The organism is Nostocoides sp. (assembly GCF_035343835.1).
Lineage (GTDB): Bacteria > Actinomycetota > Actinomycetes > Actinomycetales > Dermatophilaceae > Nostocoides_A > Nostocoides_A vanveenii.
This window is the reverse complement of the sequence record NZ_DAOQZV010000009.1, coordinates 1-19,759: the sequence shown is the minus strand read 5'-3', so window position 1 is coordinate 19,759 and position 19,759 is coordinate 1. Positions and strand designations below refer to the sequence as shown.

Genomic DNA, 19,759 nt, shown 5'->3' with positions numbered 1-19,759 from the left:
CAGATGATCAGGGCTCGGAGTCGCCGGGGACGCCGTAGCCTTCCTCCTCGACCAGAGTGGCCACCGGGGCACCGGCCGGGTCGGCGACATCGCTGTGGTCGGTGACGCCCTTGTCGAAGAGCAGGCTGGTGTTGTCGGCGACCGTCGTCTCGACAATGGTCCGCACTTCGGCCAAATGACAGGCGGACCGGTGCTGCGAGACCCCGTCCGGGTGCTCGACCAGCTGCGGCTCCTCGACCTTGCACACCTCCTGCGCCTTCCAGCACCGGGTGTGGAAGCGACAGCCCGAGGGCGGGTTCGCCGGCGACGGGACGTCGCCGACCAGCACGATCTGCTCGCGCTTGTGCCGAAGCGTCGGGTCGGGCACCGGGACGGCCGAGAGCAGGGCCTGGGTGTAGGGGTGCGTGGGCCGCTCGTAGACCTGGTCCTCATCGCCCAACTCGGCCATCTTGCCCAGGTACATCACGGCGACCCGGTCGGAGATGTGGCGGACCACGGACAGGTCGTGTGCGATGAAGACATAGGACAGGCCGAGTTCGGTCTGCAGCTTCTCCATGAGATTGACGACCTGCGCCTGCACCGAGACATCCAGCGCCGAGACCGGCTCGTCGCAGATCAACACCTTGGGGTTGAGCGCGATGCCGCGGGCGATACCAATGCGCTGGCGCTGACCACCGGAGAACTGGTGGGGGAAGCGGTTGATGTGCTCGGGATTGAGCCCGACCTTTTCCAGCAACTCCTGGACCGCCCGCCGGTGGCCGCCCTTGGGCACCACGTCCGGGTGGATCTCGAAGGGCTCGGCGATGATGTCGCCGACCGTTTTGCGCGGATTGAGCGAGGTATAGGGGTCCTGGAAGACGATCTGGATGTCGCGCCGCAGCTTGCGCATATCGCGCGTGCTCTGCTTCTGCATCTCCACGCCTTGGAACTCCACGCTGCCCGAGGTGGGCTCCTCCAGGCGCATCAACAGCCGCCCGAGCGTCGACTTGCCGCAGCCGGACTCGCCCACCACGCCGAGCGTCTCCCCCTGGTAGAGCTCGAAGCTGACGCCGTCGACTGCCTTGACCTGGCCCACCGTGCGCCGCAGGATGCCGCCCTTGATGGGGTAATGCTTGACCAGGTCGGTTGCTTTGAGGATGACCTCAGGCACCGAGCACCTCCTTGGAGAAGTGGCAGGCGGACGACCGGTTGGGACCGACCTCGAGCAGGTGCGGCCGCTCCGTGCGGCAGATGTCCTGCGCCATCGCGCACCGCGGGTTGAAGGCGCAGCCCGACGGGATTCGCATCAGGTTCGGTGGCAGGCCACCGATGGCCGCCAGCTCCTGACCCTTGAGGTCGAGGCGCGGGATCGACTCCAGCAGGCCCTTGGTATAGGGATGCGCCGGGCGGGAGTAGATGTCGAAGACATCGGCCTGCTCGACGATCCGGCCGGCATACATGACGGCGATCCGGTCGGCGACGTCGGCGACGACGCCGAGGTCGTGGGTGATCAGGATCAACCCCATCTGGCGTTCTTCCTGCAACTCCTGCAGCAAGCCCATGATCTGCGCCTGGACGGTCACATCGAGAGCGGTCGTGGGCTCATCCGCGATGAGCACGGCCGGGTCGAGCGCGATCGCCATCGCGATCATGATGCGCTGACGCATCCCGCCCGAGAACTGGTGCGGGTAGGCCTTGACGCGCTGCTTCGCCGCCGGGATGGAGACCCGCTCCATCAGACGCACGGCCTGGGCATACGCATCGGACTTGTTCATCCCGCGGTGCTCGCGGAACATCTCGGCGATCTGCCAGCCCACCGGGAAGGTCGGGTTCAGCGAACTCAGCGCATCCTGGAAGATCATCGAGATCTCCGGGCCGCGCGTCTTGCGTCGCTGCTCCTCGGGCATCGTCAGCAGGTCCTGCCCGCAGTACTTGATGACGCCTTCGGGGATCTGCGCGGGCGGCATGTCAAGGATGCCCATGATGGCCTGCGCCGTGACCGACTTGCCCGACCCGGACTCACCGAGAATGGCGAGCGTCTGGCCCTGGTCGAGGGTGAAGTTGACGCCATTGATGACCGTCGCCGTGCCATAGCGCGTATGGAAGTGCACGTGGAGGTTCTCCACGTCGAGCAGGCGCCCGTCTTGCGGTTGGTACTGGGAGGTCGCGGCGGACGTTGCCGTTGCAGTCGCCATTGCTGTCACCGGCCCTTCGGGTCGAAGGCATCGCGGATCGCGTCACCGAGCATGATGAATGCGAGCACGGTCAGCGAGAGGAAGATGCTCGGGAAGACGAGGAACCACCAGGCCTGCCGAATGTAGGGCAGCGAATCCGAGATCGCGACACCCCAGCTGACCGCCGGGGCCACCAGCCCGATGCCAAGGAAGCTCAGCGTGGCCTCGGCGCCGATGTAGGCACCGAGGTTGATCATCGAGACCACCATGACCGGTGCCATCGCATTGGGCAGGATGTGGCTGCGGATGATCCGCCAGGGACTCGCCCCCAGCGCCTTGGCCGCCAGGACGTATTCATTCGGTTTGACCTGGAGCACCGCGCCCCGCATCAGCCGGGCAATGCCGGGCCACCCCAGGACCGACAGCGCCAGGACGACCTTGCCGACGATCGAGGCATAGCTGGAGTTCGCGGTGTTGGGGAAGGTCGACATGAACAGGATGCCGCCGAGCAGGAAGGGGATGGCGAAGAAGACATCCGTGATGCGCATGACGATGCTGTCGAGCCACCCGCCGTAGTAGGCGGCCACGGTGCCGATCGCGACACCGAGGAGGCTGGTGAAGAAGGTGGCGAAGAGGCCGACGAGGATCGAGGCCCGAGCGCCGTAGATCGTGCGGGCATAGACGTCGTAGCCCTGCAGGTCGCGGCCAAACCATTGGTCGGACGACGGAGGGGTCAGGCTCTTGGCCAAGACCCCGTCGTTGGGATTGATGCGGGTGAACAGCTGCGGGAAGATCGCCATCACCACGAAAATGGTGATCAGGATCAGCGAGATCACGAAGAGCGGATTGCGCCGCAGTTCCTTCCAGGCCTCCTGGCTCAGGGACTGGGCCTCGCCGACACTCTGGTCGTCGGGAGAAGTGGTCTGGGCGTCGGCCGCGAGCGTCGCTTCAGTCATGGCTGATCCTTGGGTCGAGCACACCGTAGAGCAGGTCGACGATGAGGTTCATGAACAGATAGACGATGACCAGCATGGTGACCGCGCCGACTACGGCGACGCCGTCACGGTTGTGGATGCTGGTGAAGATGTAACCGCCCACGCCTCTGATGTTGAAGATGCGTTCGGTCACGATCGCCCCGCCGAGCAGGCCGCCGAAGTCGGCGCCGAGGAAGGTGACCACCGGGATCAGGCTGTTGCGCAGCGTATGGACGCCGATCACGCGTCTTCGCGTCAAGCCCTTGGCCACGGCTGTTCGGACGTAGTCGGCCCGGAGGTTCTCGGAGAGGTTCGTGCGGGTCAATCGCGCGGCATACGCCAAGGACAAGGAGCCGAGCACCAAGCCGGGTAACAACAGGTCGTACCACCCCGGCGGGTTCTTCACGGTGACCGGGAACCAGCCCAGCCGCAGGCCGAAGACGGTCTGCGAGAGCGAACCGATGACGAAGATCGGGATGGAGATGACGACCAGCGTGGAGATCAGGACGAGGTTGTCGATGAACTTGCCCTTGCGGATACCCGAGAGCACGCCGGCCGCGATGCCGACAACGGTCTCGAAGAGCAGGGCGATGATCGCCAACTTCAAGGTGATGACATAGCGCTTCTGCAACTCATCCAGGATGTTCAGGCCCTGGAAGGTGGTCCCGAAATCCCCCTGCAGCAGGTTCCCGAGGTACTTGAAGTAGCGGATGAACAGCGGGTCATCGAGGTTGTTGTCGGCCCGGAATTTCTCGGCGAAGGCGGCCGGGCAGGGCCGCTCACCACACTTGCCGGCCAGCGGATCGCCGGGCAGGGCGAAGACCATGGCAAAGATCAGGAAGGTCGATCCCAGGATCACCGGGATCATCTGCAGCAAGCGTCGGATGATGTATTTGGTCATCGGACCTCCGAGCCGTCGTTGGATGGAAGTGGCGGTTGCGTCGGGGAGACACTATCCCCAGGTGGCGGGGAAAACCGCTATGGGGCACATAAAACGGTCGTGGCCCGCCGACGGGGAACCGTCGGCGGGCCACTGCTTATGGCGATGCGGTGGAGCTGAATGCGCGCACCCGCACGGCCGTGGGAATGCTCAGGACTTGACGGTGACTGAGGCCAGGTCGATGGTCCCGAACGGGGTGATCTTGACGTTCTCGACCTTGTCGGACCAGCCGGCGATGGCCTTGCCGTACCACATCGGGATGGTCGGGAAGTCCTCGCCGAGAACTGCTTCGGCTTCCTGGTACTTCGCGTTGGCGGCAGCGGCCTCCGGCGCGGCAGCGGCTTCCTTGATCAGGGTGTCGAACTTGTCCGAGGAGTAGTCGCCGTCATTCGAGCCGGCGCCCGTGCCGTAGAGCGGGGCGAGGAAGTTCTCGATCGACGGGTAGTCCATCTGCCAACCGGTCCGGAACATGCCCTTCATCTTCCGGTCGGTGATCAGGGTGCGGAAGGTCGCGAAGTCGGGGTAAGCGACAGCCTTGCAGTCGACGCCCAGGGCGCTCTTGATCGTGTTGCAGGCGGCCTCGGTCCAACCCTTGTGGTCACCGTCGGCGTTGTAGCCGAGGGTTATCGTCCCCTTGTAGCCGCCGGCCTCGTCGAAAAGGGCCTTGGCCTTGGCTGCGTCGTAGGTGCACGCCTCGCCACAGGCGCTGGCCTTGTAGCCGTCGACAACGGGCGAGACCCAGCCGGTGGCGGGCTCACGGGTGTTGGCGAGGATGGCCTTGATGATCGACGGCCGGTCGATGGCCATCGAGATGGCCTTGCGCAGCTTGGGGTTCTCGTAGCTCTTGTCGGCCTTGGGCGAGGGGAAGCTGATCGTGGAGATGTTGCCGGTGGCCTTCTCCGCGAAGCGGTCGGGCAGGTCGTTCTTATAGGCCTCACCCTGCAGGGCGCTGACGGGGAGCGGGACCTGCAGGTCGGTCTGGCCGGCCTGGACGTCCTTGTAGGCGGCGTCCTGGTCCTGGTAGATCTTGAAGGTGATCTTGTCGACCTTGCCGGCGAAGGAGCCCGCGTAGTCGGGGTTCTTGACGAGCACGGCGCCCGTGGCGGGGTCGTAAGACTCCATCTTGTAGGGGCCCGCGCCGATCGGCATCTTGCCGTAGGCCTTGCCGTTGTCGGTGAAGAAGGAGTCGGGCAGCGGCGCGAAAGCGCTGTAGCCGAGGCGAACCGGGAGGTTCGAGACCTTCTCGGTGGTCTTGATGGTGAAGGTGTGGTCGTCGACGACCTTCAGGCCGGAGAGCTTGTCGGTCTTGGCCGGCTTCTTCTCGCAGTCGGGCGCGTCGTTGCCGTCTTTGTCCTTGCTCAGGCCGCAGTCCATGTCGGCGGCGCCGTCGATGACGTCGAAGAAGTAGGAGTTCAGGGTGCCGTTGGCGCCGGCGCGGTTCCAGTTCCACGCGTCGACGAAGTTCTTGGCCTTGATCTCGGTGCCGTCGCTGAACTTGTAGCCCGGCTTGATCTTGACGGTGAAGTTCTGGTTGTCCGTGGTCTCGATCGACTCGGCCACATCCATCTCGGGGGCCGCGGTCTCGCTGTTGTAGTGGACCAGGCGCGCGAGGACCTCATCGAGCATGTCGCCGCCACAGGTCTCATTGGTCATCGCCGGGATGAACGGGTTCTGCGGGGTGCAACCGACGATGCTGATCTCGCCACCGGCGGCGGCCGCCGTGTTGCCGGTGTTCCCCGCGGAGCCCGAGGTGGTCGAGCTTCCGCCGCCGTTACAGGCCGCCGTGAGCAGCGCCAGCGCCGAGACACCGGCGAGCGCGATCGTGCGAGTTCCTCGCATGGATTTCCTCCTACTGAATTTAGGCCGCCTCTGGTCGAGACGGTGGCCCGAAGCCTGCATCCCCCGATCGGGGCCGACCTCGCGCGCGCCGCAATGCGCCGCGCTCCCCTATGTAAGTCCACGAATCCGACAATGGCGACACCGGCGCGTGCTCCGAGACAAAAATGTGACCCGCGAGGAGCTTCCGGTGACGATTCGGGGACATTCCGCGACGCGCACGGGAAAATTGTGACGGATGAGACCCACGGGGGGGCAGACGGTTACGGTTGCGATCATGCCGGCATACGATGATGACCTGCGCCTGGCCCATGTGCTCGCCGACGCTGCCGAGCGAGTGACCATGGCGCGCTTCAAGGCCGAGGATCTGGCCATCGAGGCCAAGCCGGATCTGAGCCTGGTCAGCGACGCGGACCGCACTGCGGAGGAAGTGCTGCGGACCCAGTTGTTACGCACCCGGCCGCGCGATGCGGTCCACGGCGAGGAGTTCGCGGACACCGGGCACGGGCCCCGGCGTTGGGTGATCGACCCGATCGACGGCACGCACAACTTCGTGCGCGGCGTGCCGGTCTGGGCCACTCTGATCGCCCTGCTCGACGGCGACGACCCGGTGATGGGGCTGGTGGCCGCGCCTGCGCTGGGCCGGCGCTGGTGGGCGGCCAAGGGCACCGGCGCCTGGACAGGGCGCAATATCACCGCGGCGAAGCGAATCGGCGTCTCGGGCGTCCGCGAGCTCTCGGATGCCTCCTTGTCCATCTCCAGCCTCAGCTCGTGGGCGACGGCCGGGCGGTTGCCGCAGATGACCGCGTTGATGGCGCGGTGCTGGCGCGATCGGGCATACGGCGATTTCTGGTCGTACATGCTGGTCGCGGAAGGCGCAGTCGATATCGCGAGCGAGCCGGAGCTCGCGCTCTACGACATGGCGGCCCTCGTGCCCATCGTCACCGAGGCGGGGGGCCGCTTCACCGGCCTCGACGGCCGGGACGGCCCCTTCGGCGGCAACGCCGTCGCGACCAATGGTCATCTGCACGACGCGGTACTGCGCGCCTTGGCGCACTGAGACACCCCTCGAAGTTCTCCGCTCCTTCGTCGCTCCGATACTTCGTGGGGACCCCGGTCCAAACGACTTTCGCAACACGGCCTCCGCGCGGTCAGTTCGCGACGACCGTCACCTGGCCGCGCCCCAGGGTCCCCAACTGATCGGCGTATGCCGTGGCGTCGCCGACCACGATGATGGTCCACTCCCCCGTGACGAACCGGCCGTAGGCCTGCGTCAGGTCCTCGGGCGTCAGGGCCGCCATCCGGTCGAGATTGGTGGTGGTGAAGTCGAGGTCCAGGCCGTCGAGCACGAGTGCCGCCGCCTCCTCGGCGACGGCGTCGGCCGTGGCGTAGCGGCCCGGTGCCGTGTTGCGGATGAAGTCGACGCCATCTCGGCATTCGGCCTGGCTGAACCCCGCCCGGGCGTCGTCGAGGATGCCCAGCAGGAGCGTCAATGCATCGGCCGTCACCTCCGTGCGAACCGACCCAGCGGTCACGAAGAGTCCGCCCGCCCGACGTGGCCGGAATGAGGCACGCATGCCGTAGGTGTAGCCCTTCTCCTCCCGCAGAACCGCGTCGACGCGGGCGTTGGGCGAGCCGCCGACGACAAAGCCGAGGACCGGATAGGCCGCCCAGGCGGGCTCGACATGGCGATCTGGCCCCGGGCCGGCGACCGTGATCTCGCTCTGCACCGAACCGGGCCGATCCACCAGCACAATGCGCACCGCGTCCGGCGCGCGGAGCGCCGGGCGTAGCTCGGGCTCGACCGGCCGCGGCAGCGGTGCCCACGCGCCGAAAGCGTCGGCGACGAGCGAAGAAACATCGGTGTCGCCGAAATCTCCGGCCAGCACCAGCGTCGCGTGGGTCGGCCCGATGTGGGCACGATGGAAGTCCGCGACGTCAGCGCGGGTCAGGCCCTTGACGGTCTCGATCGTGCCCGCCGTGGGCCGGCTGGCGCGCTCGCTCGCGTCGAAATAGGTCGCGGCGAGTTCTTTGGCGGCGCGGTGCGGTGCCGAGGCACGCTCCTGCTCGATCTCGGCGAGCCGGGTACGCACGAGCCGGCCGACCTGCTTCTCGGGGAAGCTGGGGGTGGCGATCGCCGCACACATCAGCTCCAAGGCCGCGGGCAGGTTGCGGGCCGGCACATCGAGATCGACATGCAGGCCCCCGTCGCTTAGGCCCGCGCCCAAAGCGATGCCGCGTCGCTCGAGCAGTTCGGTGAACTCCTCGGTCGTATGCTGCTCGGTCCCTTCGTCGAGCAGGCGCGAGAGCAGCGAGATCACGCCCTCCTTTTCGCGCGGCTCCGAACGCACACTGAGCGGGACGATGAGGCGGGCGGCCACGACATACTGGCCGGGCACGTTGTACATGTGGACGGTCAGGCCATTGGCCAGGCGCGTGGTGGTGGGCGTCGGGAACTCCCAGCGGCCCGGCGCCGTGACCTCGGGACGAGCGATCGGTGCGGTGGTCATCAGGCGGCCTGGGCCTTCTCGGGAGTCAGATAGGAGACGACGGCCCGCGCGGACGGGGCGAGCCATTGGCGGGCGACGCGCGTGACGTCGGCCGCGCTGACCGCGGCCAGGCGATCGAGCACGGTGTTGACGAAGCCCGGGTCGTTGTGGAGCAGGCCGTAATGGCTGATCAGATCGGCGCGCTCGTCCTGGGCGGCGAGCGCGGTGAGCCAGGAGCGCTCGGACTGGGCGAGGGCGGCTTCCATTTCGGCCGGGCTCGGCCCGTCCTGAAGGAAGCGGCGCAACTCCTCCAGGAAGGCCTCCTCGACCTCGGTTGCGCGGGCGCCCTCGGCCACGTCGATGGCGATCAGCCCGAGGGAGACGCCGTCGACGAACCCCATCGCGTGCGCCTGGACCGAGTTGGCGACCTGGTCCTCGCGAACGAGCCGGCGCACGAGCCGGGAGATGGCCAGCCCGCCGAGGGCTTCGAGGGCGAGGTCGGCGGCCAGGAAGTCCTGGTCATTCTCGACCGGGAGCCGGAAGGCGAAGTGCAGGCGGTCGTTGGGGACCTCGCCGACCACATCAAGGCGCACCGGCTCAGCCAGGGGCGGCAGTTGCCCGAGCACGGGACGCGCCGCGCCGGGGCGCGCGGGGAGGGCGCCGAAGTAGCGCTCGACCTTGGCGAAACCGTCCTCGGGCGTGATGTCGCCGACGAGCGTGATCAGGGTGTTGTCGGGCCGGTAGTGGGCCTCGAAGAAGGCATGCACATCGGCCACGCTCGCGGCATCGAGATCGGCCATCGACCCGATGGTCGGGTGGTGGTAGGGATGGCCCTCGGGGAAGAGGGTGGCGTGGATGTCGCGCATGACATTGCCGTAGGGGACGTTGTCGTAGCGCTGGCGCTTCTCCTCCTTCACCACATCGCGTTGGTTGTCGAGATTGGCCTGGTTGACGGCGTCGAGCAGGTAGCCGTGGCGGTCCGCCTCGAGCCAGAGCGCGAGGTCGAGGGCGCCGACCGGGATGGTCTCGAAATAGTTGGTGCGGTCGAACCAGGTGGTGGCATTCAGCCGCCCGCCCTGGGCCATCAGGGCGGAGAAGTGCTCGCCACTGGCGACCTGGCGCGACCCCTGGAACATCAGGTGCTCGAAGAGATGCGCGAAGCCCGTGCGCCCGGCCACCTCGTGACGCGACCCGACACCGACCCAGAGGTTGACGGTGACGGTCGGCACGCTGTGATCCGGGGAGACCACGATGCGCAGGCCGTTGGCCAGGGTGCGTTCGTGGATCGGATAGTCCAGAGGCATGGGGGTCACCCTAAGCCGAAGCGATTACCTACTCGTGGGGGGTGCCGGCCCGTGGACGTTTCACTACTCGGTCGCATCGACCAGGCCGGCCCGGGCCGCCACCAGGCCCAGTTGGAAGCGGGTCTGGACGCCATGGGAATCCAGCAGGGCGGACAGTTGCCGGCTCAGGCTCCGCGTGGACATGCCCAGGCGGCGGGCGATGGCGTCGTCGGTCCGGCCGGCGGCCAGTTCGCGCAGGAGGGCGACCTCGAGATCACCGGGCAACGTCCCCTCGTCCGCCGGGGCCGCAACCGGCCGGCCCCGCTCCCACAGGAAACCGAAGATGTCGTGCAGGAGCGCGACGACGACCGGGTCGGTGATCAGGCCGGCCACGGAGTCGGCCTCAATCGGCACGATGGCGTACTCGTTGTCGAAGATCAGCATCCGGATAGGGATCATCGCCGTCGTGCGCACGTCCACCCCCATCTCGGTCTCGGCGCGCAGATAGGCCAAGGTGGCGGGTAGCCGCAGGGCCGCGTGAGTGAAGAGCCCACGACAAGAGATGCCGGCGGACAGCAGTTGCCGGTCGGTCGCCAGGGACGCTTCGAGGCGCTCGGCGTTGCCGAGGGTCGGGTGGGCCGACGCCACGGTCGCCCGGACGAGCGGCAGGATCTCGCCGATCCGGGCATTGATCGCCTCCGAACCGGTGAGGATCTCGGTCGTGGAGGCGCGCACCATGCGGCGGTAGTGCGGCGCCAGATCGCGCAGTCGCTCCCGGATGGCGGCCGCCTGCCGCAGCGTGGCGTATGCCGTTTGCTCCCCCACCGCGACCGCGGCTTCGGCCGCTTCGCCCGGGCTGCGCACCTCGCACCGATCCTCCTGCCCCGTCAGCCGGACGAGATGCAGAGCCACCAACTCATCGAGGGCGTCGGACCAGCCTGTTCCGGCCTCGCGTCGAGCCTGAGTGAAGTCGCCATCGTGCGCGACCAACGCCAGGTAGAGGCGCTCGGCATCGTCACTGAGGGCGACCGGCCCGATGCCGCGCTCACCGTCTCGGTGCTCGAGCCCCGCCGCCATGCGGTCAATCTACTTAACGTCACTCGCTGGCTGTCACCGGACAGGCGCCGATGCGCCAGGCCCGAAGCCTTGTATCAAGTCTGCCGGCGTGGACACCCTGTGCTCACCCGGTGCGCACCACCACGGTGGAAGACCTTGAGTGGCAGCGCTTTTCACGCAACAACGAAAGGACGACCGATGTCCACGACGATCTCAGCACCTGTCCACACACCCCCTTCCAATCGACGGGACGAGCCGCGCGGCAGGCCGGCGATCTGGCGCACCAGCCATCCGACGGTCTGGGGTCTGGTCCTGAGTGTTGGCGGGCTGATCCTGACCGCCGTCGGCGCGGGGTTCGCCGCGCAACGCCGGCTCGGCGATGAGGCGACGATCTGGACCCTCACGGGCTTCGTCGCGGTCTCCGCCCTCGTGGGCCTGACGGTGATGGCGCGCTCGCGACCCGGCCTCGCGGCATACGGCTGGCGCGCGCCGATCGGTATGCGGCGCATCGGCTTCGGGCTGCCCCTGCTGATCGCGCCGATCGCCGTGGCCACGACCTCGGACTTCGAGGTGACGAGGGCCACGGCTCTCGCCTATCTCGTGCTCACTGTGTGCGTGGGCATCAACGAGGAGGTGTGGTTCCGCGGGCTGGTCCTTGCGGCGCTGCGCGGGCTCGGTGACCGGCGCGCGGTCGTCACGGGCGCCTGCCTCTTCGGCGCCCTGCACCTGGCCAATGCCGGCTCCGGCAAGTCCGGGCTCTATCTGCTCCTGCAGGCGGTCTTCGCCGCCGAGGTGGGCGTGGTGCTCGGCGCTCTCGTCGCGCTGACGCGCAGCCTGTGGATCGGCGTGGCCTGGCACCTGGTCTACGACCTGACGGCCTATTGCACCGGCGACCGCCTCGACGGCCGTGCGCTGGCCGGCGTGATCGTCATGATGATCGTGCTGGCCGGTTACGCCACCTGGCTGCTGCCGAAAGTGCCCCGTTAGCGTTCGGGCGCCGCGATCGGTTGACGTCAGCCGGCCCGCAACCCCGACGCTCCCGGCTCGCCCGAGCCGGGAGCGTCGGGCGCGCTGGGAGCGGGCGATGCGTCGGGGTATTTGTGGCCGATCTCGTCGATGATGTTGCGCGCGAGGACCTGCTGCATGGTGGCGACCCGCTCGGAGCGGCCACGGCCGACGAAGCTGATCGCCCAGTGCAGGAGGGTGGTGATCCGCGACTTGAAGCCGATGATGTAGACGAGGTGGATGGCCAGCCAGAGCACCCAGGCAATGAACCCGGAGAAGCGCAGGTTGCCGATGCTCGCCACCGCACTGAAGCGCGAGATGGTGGCCATCGAGCCCTTGTCCTTGTAGGCGAAGGGCGCCGGGTCCGCTGGTCCGGTGAGGCGCTCGCGGATGCGGGCCGCGGCATACCGTCCGCCCTGGATGGCCACCTGTGCGACACCCGGATAGCCCTTGAGGGTGGCCATATCGCCGACGACATAGATCTCGGGGTGGCCGGGCAGCGTCAGGTCGTCGCGCACGGCGATCCGGCCGGCGCGGTCGAGGTCGGCACCGGTCTGCTCCGCGAGGACTTTGGCCAGCGGCGACGCCTGGACACCTGCCGCCCAGACCTTGGTCGCCGCCTCGATGCGGCGGCGGCCGGCGGCGTCCTCGATGTCGACGCCGTCGGCGTCCACACCGACAACCTTAGTGCCGAGAAGGACCTCGACGCCCATGCCCTCGAGTCGGGATTGCGCGCGCCCACCGAGGTGACTGCCGAAGCTGGGCAGCACCTGAGGAGCCGCGTCAAGCAGGAGGATGCGCGAGGTCGCCGGGTCGATGCTGCGGAACTGGTGCTTGAGCGTGCGGCGTGACAGCTCGGAGATCTGGCCGGCCATCTCTACACCCGTGGGTCCGGCACCGACGACGACGAAGGTCTGCAGACGCTCGCGGACCGCCGGGTCGTCGGCGAGCTCGGCCAGTTCGAAAGCACCAAAGATGCGACCGCGCAGTTCGAGAGCGTCGTCGATGCTCTTCATACCCGGGGCGAACTCGGCGTACTGGTCGTTGCCGAAGTAGGACTGACCGGCGCCTGCCGCGACGATGAGGGAGTCGTACTCGGTGACCGTCTCTTCGCCGAGGACATAGGACGTCACGAGGCGGCGCTCGACGTCGATCCGGGCCACCCGGCCCAGGAGCACGCGGGCGTTCTTCTGGCGGGCCAGCACCTCACGGGTACTCGGGGCGATCTCGCCCTCGGACAGGATGCCGGTGGCGACCTGGTAGAGCAGGGGCTGGAAGAGGTGGGCGGTCGTGTCGCTGATCAGGGTGATCTGGACATCGGTGCGCTTCAGGGCGCGGGCCGCGAAGAGCCCACCGAAGCCGGAGCCGATGATGACGACACGATGTTGACGATCGGACACGAGGACAACCCTTCTGCCGGGACGGCGAACCGCCCGAAAATGCGTCAAGGCCCGGGAGAAGTCCGGGCCTTGACAGTGACGCTGTGGTAGCGGGGGCAGGATTTGAACCTGCGACCTCCGGGTTATGAGCCCGGCGAGCTACCGAGCTGCTCCACCCCGCGTCGGTGACACCACCATACGTGACGGGGGTGAGGCACTCCAAATCGCGATGCGCCTCACCTGCGTCATGAGGTGGCCGTGGGCGGCGGTGTGCTCGGGATGGTCACTGATCCGCCCTTGGGCGCGGCGGCGATGGCCTTGTCCAGTGCCGCCTTGAGCCGGTCCTGGGCCTCGCCGTATGCCGTGAAGTCGCCCTTGGCGAGAGCGCTCTGGCCCTCCTCGAAGGCCTTCTTCATGTCCGCGAGGGCGGCGGCAAGGGCGGCATCGTCGCCGCTGCCCGAGGGCGGCGGGGTCGGGCCGGAGCCCGGGTCGGAGTCACCGGGACTCGCGCCGGAGGTGCCGCCGAAGAGTCCGTCGAGCGCTCCGGTGAGGGTATCGGACCAGGCCAGCTTGTCGCCGAAGGCCGCCACCGTGACCCGCGAAAGCGGATAGGCCGACGTGGTGTTCGCCGAGACATAGATCGGCTGGACATAGAGCAGTCCGCCGCCGACGGGGAGGGTCAGCAGGTTGCCGAGCGTGACCCGCGAGCCCTGCTGTCGGTTGTTGTTGAGGAACTGGCTCAGCGTCAGGGAGAAGCCCGGGCTGTTGTCGTTGGAGGAGTTGATGTCGTTCTGGACCTGCCCCGGGCCCTTGATATTGGAATCACGGGGCAACTCCAGCAACCGCAGGGTGCCGAAGCCGGGGGCCTTCTGGCCGGCGACCGACCCGGCATCGGCGTCGACGGCAAGGAAGCCCGAGAGCACCTGCCGGTCACCCGTAGGCATGAAGGTCGTCGTCAAGGAAAAGCTCGGTTTGGGCTGCCCAGGCATCGCCAGCGTGAGGTAGTACGGCGGCTGGAAGACCTTCTGATCGCTCTGCGCCGGGTCGTCCGGAACCCGCCAATAGTCCTGCTTGGAGTAAAAGGACAAGGCGTCGGTGACGTGATAGCGGCTGAGCACCAGGCGCTGGATCTTGAACAGGTCCTCGGGGTAGCGCAGGTGCGACATCAGCGATCCGCTGATCGCCGAGAGCGGTTCGACGGTGCCCGGGTAGGCCCGTGACCAGGTGCGCAGCAGCGGATCGGCTTCGTCCCAGGCATACAGATGCACGGTGCCGTCATAGGCGTCCACGGTCGCCTTGACCGAGTTGCGGACGTAGTTGACCTGCCCGGCTCGGATGGCGGTGACGCTTCGGACATTGGCTGTGGTGGAATCCGAGGTGGCCGTGCTCAGGCTCTCCAGCGCGGAGTAGGGGTAGTTCGCCGTGGTCGTGTAGCCGTCGACGATCCACAACACCTTGCCGTCGACGACCGCCGGGTAGGGGTTGCCGTCGAGGGTGAGCCAGGGCGCGACCCGCTGGACCCGCTCGAGCGGCGTGCGGTGATCGAGGATCTTCGAGCCGGAGCCCACGGCGTCGGAAAGGAGGAAATTGAACTCGCGGTACTTGACGGCATACGCGGCCTGGCGCAGGAAGGAGCCAATCGGCACCCCGCCCGAGCCGGCATAGGTCGTGTTCGCCTGGCCCTGAGGGGAGGCGTCGTCGGGATAGTCGAGCTCACGCGGGGCCTTGCCCGGCAGCCCACCGACGATGGAATAGTCGGGCGACTGCTCGCCGAAGTAGATCCGCGGCTCGAACTTGCCCAGAGTCTCGGTCGGCGGGATATTGCGGACGGCAAAGACCGGCTGGCCGTCCACGCCGCGGCGGTTGCCGTAGGCGGCCACCAGGCCGAAGCCGTGAGTGTAGACCGTGTGGTCGTTCAGCCAGTTGCCCGGCCCACCCGGGATGCCGCCGAGCGCGAGTTCGCGCACGCCGATGACGATGTCGGACTCCTTGCCATCGATCTGGTAGCGATCGACGTCAAGGGCATCGGGGAAGGTATAGAAGTTCTTCAGCGCCTGGAGTTGCCGGAAGGTTGGGGCTACGACGATCGGATCGACCAGACGGATGCCCGGCACGGTGGCGCTGTCATTGCGCAACTGCCCGGAGGAGGCTTCGGTCTTGGCGCGGTAGACCTGCGGCTCAACGCCGTCCAGTCCGTAGGCCATGCGGGTCGCGTCGATATTGCGTTGCAGGTATCTGGCCTCCAGGGACTTCTCGGACGGGTTGACGCGCACCGACTGGATGATCGCCGGATAGATCCCGCCGACAAGGACCGAGGTCACCACGAGCAGGCCGACGCCGATGATCGGCAGCCGCCACGACTGGGTGAAGATCGCCGCCAGGAATAGGCCCGCGACGATCACGCACGCGACCGTGAGGATCAGCTTGGTGGGCAACACGGCATGCTCGTCGGTGTAGCCGATGCCGGTCATCAGCTTCGACTGCTTGGTCGCCAGGGCATAGCGGTCGACCCAATAGGCCCCCGCACGCACGAGGGCGAGGACGGCGCCAAGAACGGCCAGGTGCGCGATCGCGGCCCGCGTGGACTGGCCACGGCCAGGCAACTGCAGGCCGCCGTAGACATAGTGGGTGAAGGCGGCGGCGAGGAAGGCGGCGATCAGCGACATCGTCAAGAAGCCGATCATCGCCTGCAGCCACGGCACCGTGAAGACGAAGAACGACAGGTCCCGACCGAATTGCGCGTCGGTGGATCCGAAGGGCACCTGGTTGCGCCAAGCCAGGTAGGTGCGCCACTGCCCGGACGCCGCCAGTGCACCGAGGATGCCCAGCACGGCCGGAATGCCGAAGAGGGCGACGCGGCGAACCGGCTCGATCGCCTCGCGATACTGCTCCAGACCCTCGTTGCTCGGCGTGACCGGGACAAAAAAAGGCCGCTGCCGATAGGCGATGAGCAGACTGGCGAAGACCAGCCCCGCTACGAGGACGAAACCCAACACGCCCAAGACGATGCGGGTGAGCACGGTGGTGGTGAAGACGCCCGAGAACCCGACAGAGTCAAACCAGAGGATGTCGGTCCACAGGCCGGCCAGCGAGGCGGCGAGCAGGACGATGACGCCCACGATGATCAGGGTCGGGATCAGCGGGCCACGGCGAGCGACCCGCGGCTGGGCCGTCCGTCGGGGGGCCGGGGGCGCGGGCTCCTCGGGTTGGTCGGCCGTCGGCCAATCTGAATCGCTCACGAGGGCAACTTACCTACCCGAACTGACAAGCCCGGAACCGCGGGGGCGCTCGCCTGCGGCACGATGTCCGTATGCCGTCCCCCGAAGCCCCCGATTCGCTGCAGGTCGTCGCCGTCGAAACCGAACGTTTCGTCGCCGGTGCGGGGTGGGATCAGCCGCCGCGGCTGTTCGCCCTGGTGCCTACGCGAGAGTTGACCGAGGCAGCGCCGCACCTGGGCCTGGCCGAGTCCGAGTCCGCCGCGGAGGCGGACCTGAGCGCGGTCGAACAGGAGGGCTTCGAGGCACCCGACCTCCAGCGGGCGCTGGCCGGTATCGCCTGGCCGGATGCCGTGGCCGGGGTCGCCCTGGCCGTGGAGCGGGTGGTCGTGCCGCCGGAGGCGGAACAGGATCTCCCCGGCGACCCGGACGCGGCCCTCGCCGCCCTGGCGGCCCATCCGGGGCGCCGCGATGTGCGCATCCTGGCCGCCGTCCATCGGGACGGGCGCTCGACCTGTGTGCTGCGGCAGCGGGCCTACGACTCGGACGACATGGTGGCCACCGGGCGGGACATCGCCGCTGGCCTGCTGGGCGCCCTGGCCGGCACGCTGCGCGACTGACCCCCGTCGAGAGGCCGGTTCAGCCCCGTCGAAGGGCCGGTTCAGCCCCCACGAGAGGCCGGTTCAGCCACAGCGCGGCAGGTCGCTCCCCCCGGCTGCGATCTCATCGACGGCGTGCACGGCGTCGTCGAAGGTGGCGATCCGGACGACCGTGATGCCTTCGATCTGCTCCCCCGCGAGATCGCGGCAGTTGTCGGCCGGGGCGAGGAAGTACGTCGCGCCGGCCTCCTTGGCGCCGACGATCTTCTGCCGGATGCCGCCGATCGGGCCGACCTCACCGGCGTCGTCGATGGTGCCGGTGCCGGCGATCTTCTTGCCGCCCGTCATCGCTCCCGGCGTGAGGATGTCGCGGACAGCGAGCGCGAACATCGTGCCGGCCGAGGGACCGCCGACATCGCCCGCATCGATGGTGACCTCGAAGGGATAGTCGTAGACCGGCTGCATCCGCACCCCGAGCGCGGTGACGCCCTCGACCGTCGTCGTCCGGGCGCTGACATCCTGGTCCTTGCCGGCTCGGCGGATGGTCAGGCGCACCTCCTGACCGGACGTATGTGCGCGGACGAGCCGCTGGATGTCGGCCAGGCTGGCGATGGTCGTCCCGTCCACAGCGAGGACGATGTCGTCGGGCTTGAGCACCGCGGCAGCCGGGGTGCCCTCCGCGACCGAGGCAATGGCATACCGGGTGGTGACGGTCTTGCCGATGCTGCGCAGAGCGACGGCGGTCGCCTCCTCCTGGCTGGAAGTCATGTCGGCGGCGTTGCGCTCCTTGACCTGTTCGGACGTCGTCCCGGGAGCGAAGAGTTGGTCCTCGCGATAGATCTCCGCGCTCGAGCTCAGGTAGGCGCCGAGCAGGTCCCAGGCGTTGACGCGGCGGCCGGGGCCACCAGAGACCGACACGGTCGTGAAGTCGAGGGCGCCCGTCGTGGGATAGGTGGGTGCCCCGACGACGGTCACCAGGGGTTTACCGTCGCTGCCCTTGCCGAGCGTGTTGGTCGCCGGACCGGGGCGAAGAACGGCATACGGCAAGGGGATCAGCGCGATGATCGCGGCGAGCGCGACGCCGAGGAAAGCCGCCCACAAGGCGGCGGCAGTGCGGCGGGAGATCCGCAGCGGGTCCGAGGTCACGGCAGGCCCACCCATTCGTCGCTGCCGTCGCTGAAGGCCTGGTGCTTCCAGATGGGCACGGTCGACTTCAGCGTGTCGATCAGGTCGCGGCCCGCGTCGAAGGCTGCCCCTCGATGCGGCGCCGCTACGCCGATGACGACGGCGATGTCGCCGATAGCCAGATCGCCCGCCCGGTGCACGGCAGCGACCGCCCGCACGTCGTATGCCGTGGCCACCCGCTCGCAGACGGCCGCCATTCGCTCGCGCGCGGCCGGGTGGGCCTCGTAGTGCAGCCCGTCGACGCCGCGACCGTGGTCGTGATCGCGCACCCGGCCGACGAAGAGCACCTGGCCCCCGCAGGCCGGATCGGCGATGGCGCTCAGCACCTCGTCCACCGAGAGCGGCGTCGAGCGGATCTCGCAGAGCGCGAGGCGGGCCGGCGGGCGCGCGGCGCCCTCGGACGCGACCTCATGGGGCATACGCGTGGACTCCTTGTCGGTGACGGGAACGCATCGCCCCATCCGCGTGGTTGTCTTGGGTGACAGCCATTCTCTCAGGGCAAATAGGAGTAGCCGTGCCCGACGATCTCGACCCCATCGACGACGCCGCCCCGAACCCCGGTTCGGGCTTGCCGCCGGAGATGCTCGACGCCCTCAAACGGATGACCGGCGGTGCAGACCTGCCGCCGGAGATGGTGGAGCAGTTCGCCGCGATGGGGCTGGGCAGTATCCCGGTCGGCCAGTTCGAAGGGCTGATGACCCAGGTGCAGTCGATGTTCGCCGGTCCCGACGAGGGGCCGGTCTCCTCGACGGTGGCGACCGACGTGGCCCGCAAGGTCGTCGCGGCCGCGGGCGATCCGTCGATGGGGGCGCGGGAGGCCGACCTGGCGCGCGAGGCAGTCCATGTCGCCGATCTCTGGCTCGGTCAGGTCACCGAGTTGGAGGCACCGGGCCTGCGGGGAGCCGCCTGGTCACGCTCGGAGTGGATCGAGGACACCATGCCGGTCTGGCACGAGATGGTGGCCCCCGTCGCCCAGGGCGTCAGCCGCGCGCTCGCGTCGGCGCTGACGGCACAGCTGAGCGGGGACGGCTTCGAGGCGATCTCGGGGATGCTGCCGCCTGGCACCAACCCGGCTGCGGCGATGGGTCAGATCGCGCCCATGATGGAGCGCGTCGGGTCCTCGATGTTCTCGATGCAGCTGGGGCAGGGCCTTGGTGCGCTCGCGGGTGACATCCTCACCGGGACCGAGGTTTCTCTGCCGCTGACCAGCGATAATGTCGTCGCGTTGGTCCCGGCCAATATCGCGGCCTTCGCGGAAGGCCTGGAGATCGAGGCGGACGAGGTCTGGCTCTATCTCGCGGTGCGCGAGACCGCGCGCATGCGGCTCTTCCGCGCCGTGCCGTGGCTGGAGGCGCAGCTGCTGGTCGCCGTGCAGGACTATGCCCGGGATATCGCCATCGACACCGACGCGATCGAATCGGCCCTAACCGGCATGGACCCCACCAACACCGAGGCGCTGCAGGCGCAACTCGCCGACAAGCTCTTCTCGCCCACGCCGACCGGGAGCCAGCAGGCGGCGCTGGTCCGGCTCGAGACGTGGCTCGCGCTCATCGAGGGCTGGGTCGACGTCGTCACCGATCAGGCTGCCGCAGCCCACCTGCCGCGCGCGGCGGCGCTCGGTGAGACGGTGCGGCGACGCCGAGCC

General features: G+C 68.1%; 16 protein-coding genes and 1 tRNA gene. 4 read left to right on the top strand and 13 right to left on the bottom strand.

Going from position 1 to position 19,759, the window contains the following annotated elements; all coding sequences use genetic code 11:
- Positions 1-7: 7 nt before the first annotated feature.
- From PKH97_RS01525 to PKH97_RS01505, 5 genes are all read right to left on the bottom strand, one after another.
- A complete protein-coding gene (locus PKH97_RS01525; protein WP_324385634.1) occupies positions 8-1,150 on the bottom strand; it encodes a dipeptide ABC transporter ATP-binding protein in 1,143 nt (380 codons plus the stop codon).
- Entirely contained in the window at positions 1,143-2,174 is a 1,032-nt protein-coding gene (locus tag PKH97_RS01520; RefSeq protein ID WP_324385633.1) for an ABC transporter ATP-binding protein, read from the bottom strand. The genes PKH97_RS01525 and PKH97_RS01520 overlap by 8 nt, the downstream gene beginning before the upstream one ends.
- A 5-nt stretch (positions 2,175-2,179) precedes the next feature.
- Complete coding sequence (locus PKH97_RS01515) at positions 2,180-3,109, bottom strand: ABC transporter permease (protein WP_324385632.1); 930 nt, start codon at positions 3,107-3,109, stop codon at positions 2,180-2,182.
- The gene (locus PKH97_RS01510; protein ID WP_324385631.1) at positions 3,102-4,028 is read right to left on the bottom strand and encodes an ABC transporter permease; all 927 of its coding nucleotides are present in this window, start codon (positions 4,026-4,028) and stop codon (positions 3,102-3,104) included. Before PKH97_RS01510 ends, PKH97_RS01515 begins: the two co-directional genes overlap by 8 nt.
- Positions 4,029-4,217: 189 nt before the next feature.
- Positions 4,218-5,906 (bottom strand): ABC transporter substrate-binding protein, encoded by a 1,689-nt coding sequence (locus PKH97_RS01505; protein ID WP_324385630.1) that lies wholly within the window; start codon positions 5,904-5,906, stop codon positions 4,218-4,220.
- 274 nt (positions 5,907-6,180) lie between these two features.
- On the opposite strand from PKH97_RS01505, the gene hisN reads away from it, so the two are divergent.
- Complete coding sequence (gene hisN / locus PKH97_RS01500) at positions 6,181-6,963, top strand: histidinol-phosphatase (protein WP_324385629.1); 783 nt, start codon at positions 6,181-6,183, stop codon at positions 6,961-6,963.
- 91 nt (positions 6,964-7,054) lie between these two features.
- Here hisN and PKH97_RS01495 read toward each other — a convergent pair whose 3' ends face one another.
- The 3 genes from PKH97_RS01495 to PKH97_RS01485 all read right to left on the bottom strand — a co-directional run bounded on the left by PKH97_RS01495 (position 7,055) and on the right by PKH97_RS01485 (position 10,752).
- Entirely contained in the window at positions 7,055-8,413 is a 1,359-nt protein-coding gene (locus tag PKH97_RS01495) for a pitrilysin family protein (protein ID WP_324385628.1), read from the bottom strand.
- Positions 8,413-9,696, bottom strand: a complete 1,284-nt coding sequence (locus PKH97_RS01490; protein WP_324385627.1) for a pitrilysin family protein — start codon at positions 9,694-9,696, stop codon at positions 8,413-8,415. The genes PKH97_RS01495 and PKH97_RS01490 overlap by 1 nt, the downstream gene beginning before the upstream one ends.
- A gap of 63 nt (positions 9,697-9,759) precedes the next feature.
- Positions 9,760-10,752, bottom strand: a complete 993-nt coding sequence (locus PKH97_RS01485; RefSeq protein WP_324385626.1) for a hypothetical protein — start codon at positions 10,750-10,752, stop codon at positions 9,760-9,762.
- A gap of 177 nt (positions 10,753-10,929) precedes the next feature.
- Between PKH97_RS01485 and PKH97_RS01480 the strand changes: the two genes are divergently transcribed.
- Positions 10,930-11,718, top strand: a complete 789-nt coding sequence (locus PKH97_RS01480) for a CPBP family intramembrane glutamic endopeptidase (protein ID WP_324385625.1) — start codon at positions 10,930-10,932, stop codon at positions 11,716-11,718.
- Between the two features lie 26 nt (positions 11,719-11,744).
- Here PKH97_RS01480 and PKH97_RS01475 read toward each other — a convergent pair whose 3' ends face one another.
- The 3 genes from PKH97_RS01475 to PKH97_RS01465 all read right to left on the bottom strand — a co-directional run bounded on the left by PKH97_RS01475 (position 11,745) and on the right by PKH97_RS01465 (position 16,354).
- A complete protein-coding gene (locus PKH97_RS01475; protein ID WP_324385624.1) occupies positions 11,745-13,136 on the bottom strand; it encodes an NAD(P)/FAD-dependent oxidoreductase in 1,392 nt (463 codons plus the stop codon).
- Between the two features lie 84 nt (positions 13,137-13,220).
- A tRNA-Met gene (locus PKH97_RS01470) sits at positions 13,221-13,297 on the bottom strand.
- 63 nt (positions 13,298-13,360) lie between these two features.
- On the bottom strand, positions 13,361-16,354 hold the full coding sequence (locus PKH97_RS01465) for a UPF0182 family protein (protein ID WP_324385623.1): 2,994 nt from the start codon (positions 16,352-16,354) through the stop codon (positions 13,361-13,363).
- 71 nt (positions 16,355-16,425) lie between these two features.
- On the opposite strand from PKH97_RS01465, the gene PKH97_RS01460 reads away from it, so the two are divergent.
- Positions 16,426-16,950, top strand: a complete 525-nt coding sequence (locus PKH97_RS01460; RefSeq protein WP_324385622.1) for a PPA1309 family protein — start codon at positions 16,426-16,428, stop codon at positions 16,948-16,950.
- 63 nt (positions 16,951-17,013) lie between these two features.
- Here PKH97_RS01460 and PKH97_RS01455 read toward each other — a convergent pair whose 3' ends face one another.
- The gene (locus PKH97_RS01455) at positions 17,014-18,075 is read right to left on the bottom strand and encodes a PDZ domain-containing protein (protein ID WP_324385621.1); all 1,062 of its coding nucleotides are present in this window, start codon (positions 18,073-18,075) and stop codon (positions 17,014-17,016) included.
- Entirely contained in the window at positions 18,072-18,533 is a 462-nt protein-coding gene (locus PKH97_RS01450) for a molybdenum cofactor biosynthesis protein MoaE (RefSeq protein WP_324385620.1), read from the bottom strand. The genes PKH97_RS01455 and PKH97_RS01450 overlap by 4 nt, the downstream gene beginning before the upstream one ends.
- A gap of 95 nt (positions 18,534-18,628) precedes the next feature.
- Between PKH97_RS01450 and PKH97_RS01445 the strand changes: the two genes are divergently transcribed.
- The coding region (locus PKH97_RS01445; RefSeq protein ID WP_324385619.1) for a zinc-dependent metalloprotease at positions 18,629-19,759 on the top strand (1,131 nt) is incomplete at its 3' end.

Coding starts and splice junctions, on each gene's coding strand:
- PKH97_RS01460 (WP_324385622.1), top strand. CDS start 16,426: ATGCCGTCCCCCGAAGCCCCCGATTCGCTGCAGGTCGTCGCCGTCGAA.
- PKH97_RS01510 (WP_324385631.1), bottom strand. CDS start 4,028: ATGACCAAATACATCATCCGACGCTTGCTGCAGATGATCCCGGTGATC.
- PKH97_RS01490 (WP_324385627.1), bottom strand. CDS start 9,696: ATGCCTCTGGACTATCCGATCCACGAACGCACCCTGGCCAACGGCCTG.
- PKH97_RS01485 (WP_324385626.1), bottom strand. CDS start 10,752: ATGGCGGCGGGGCTCGAGCACCGAGACGGTGAGCGCGGCATCGGGCCG.
- PKH97_RS01495 (WP_324385628.1), bottom strand. CDS start 8,413: ATGACCACCGCACCGATCGCTCGTCCCGAGGTCACGGCGCCGGGCCGC.
- PKH97_RS01520 (WP_324385633.1), bottom strand. CDS start 2,174: ATGGCGACTGCAACGGCAACGTCCGCCGCGACCTCCCAGTACCAACCG.
- PKH97_RS01505 (WP_324385630.1), bottom strand. CDS start 5,906: ATGCGAGGAACTCGCACGATCGCGCTCGCCGGTGTCTCGGCGCTGGCG.
- PKH97_RS01480 (WP_324385625.1), top strand. CDS start 10,930: ATGTCCACGACGATCTCAGCACCTGTCCACACACCCCCTTCCAATCGA.
- hisN (WP_324385629.1), top strand. CDS start 6,181: ATGCCGGCATACGATGATGACCTGCGCCTGGCCCATGTGCTCGCCGAC.
- PKH97_RS01450 (WP_324385620.1), bottom strand. CDS start 18,533: ATGCCCCATGAGGTCGCGTCCGAGGGCGCCGCGCGCCCGCCGGCCCGC.
- PKH97_RS01515 (WP_324385632.1), bottom strand. CDS start 3,109: ATGACTGAAGCGACGCTCGCGGCCGACGCCCAGACCACTTCTCCCGAC.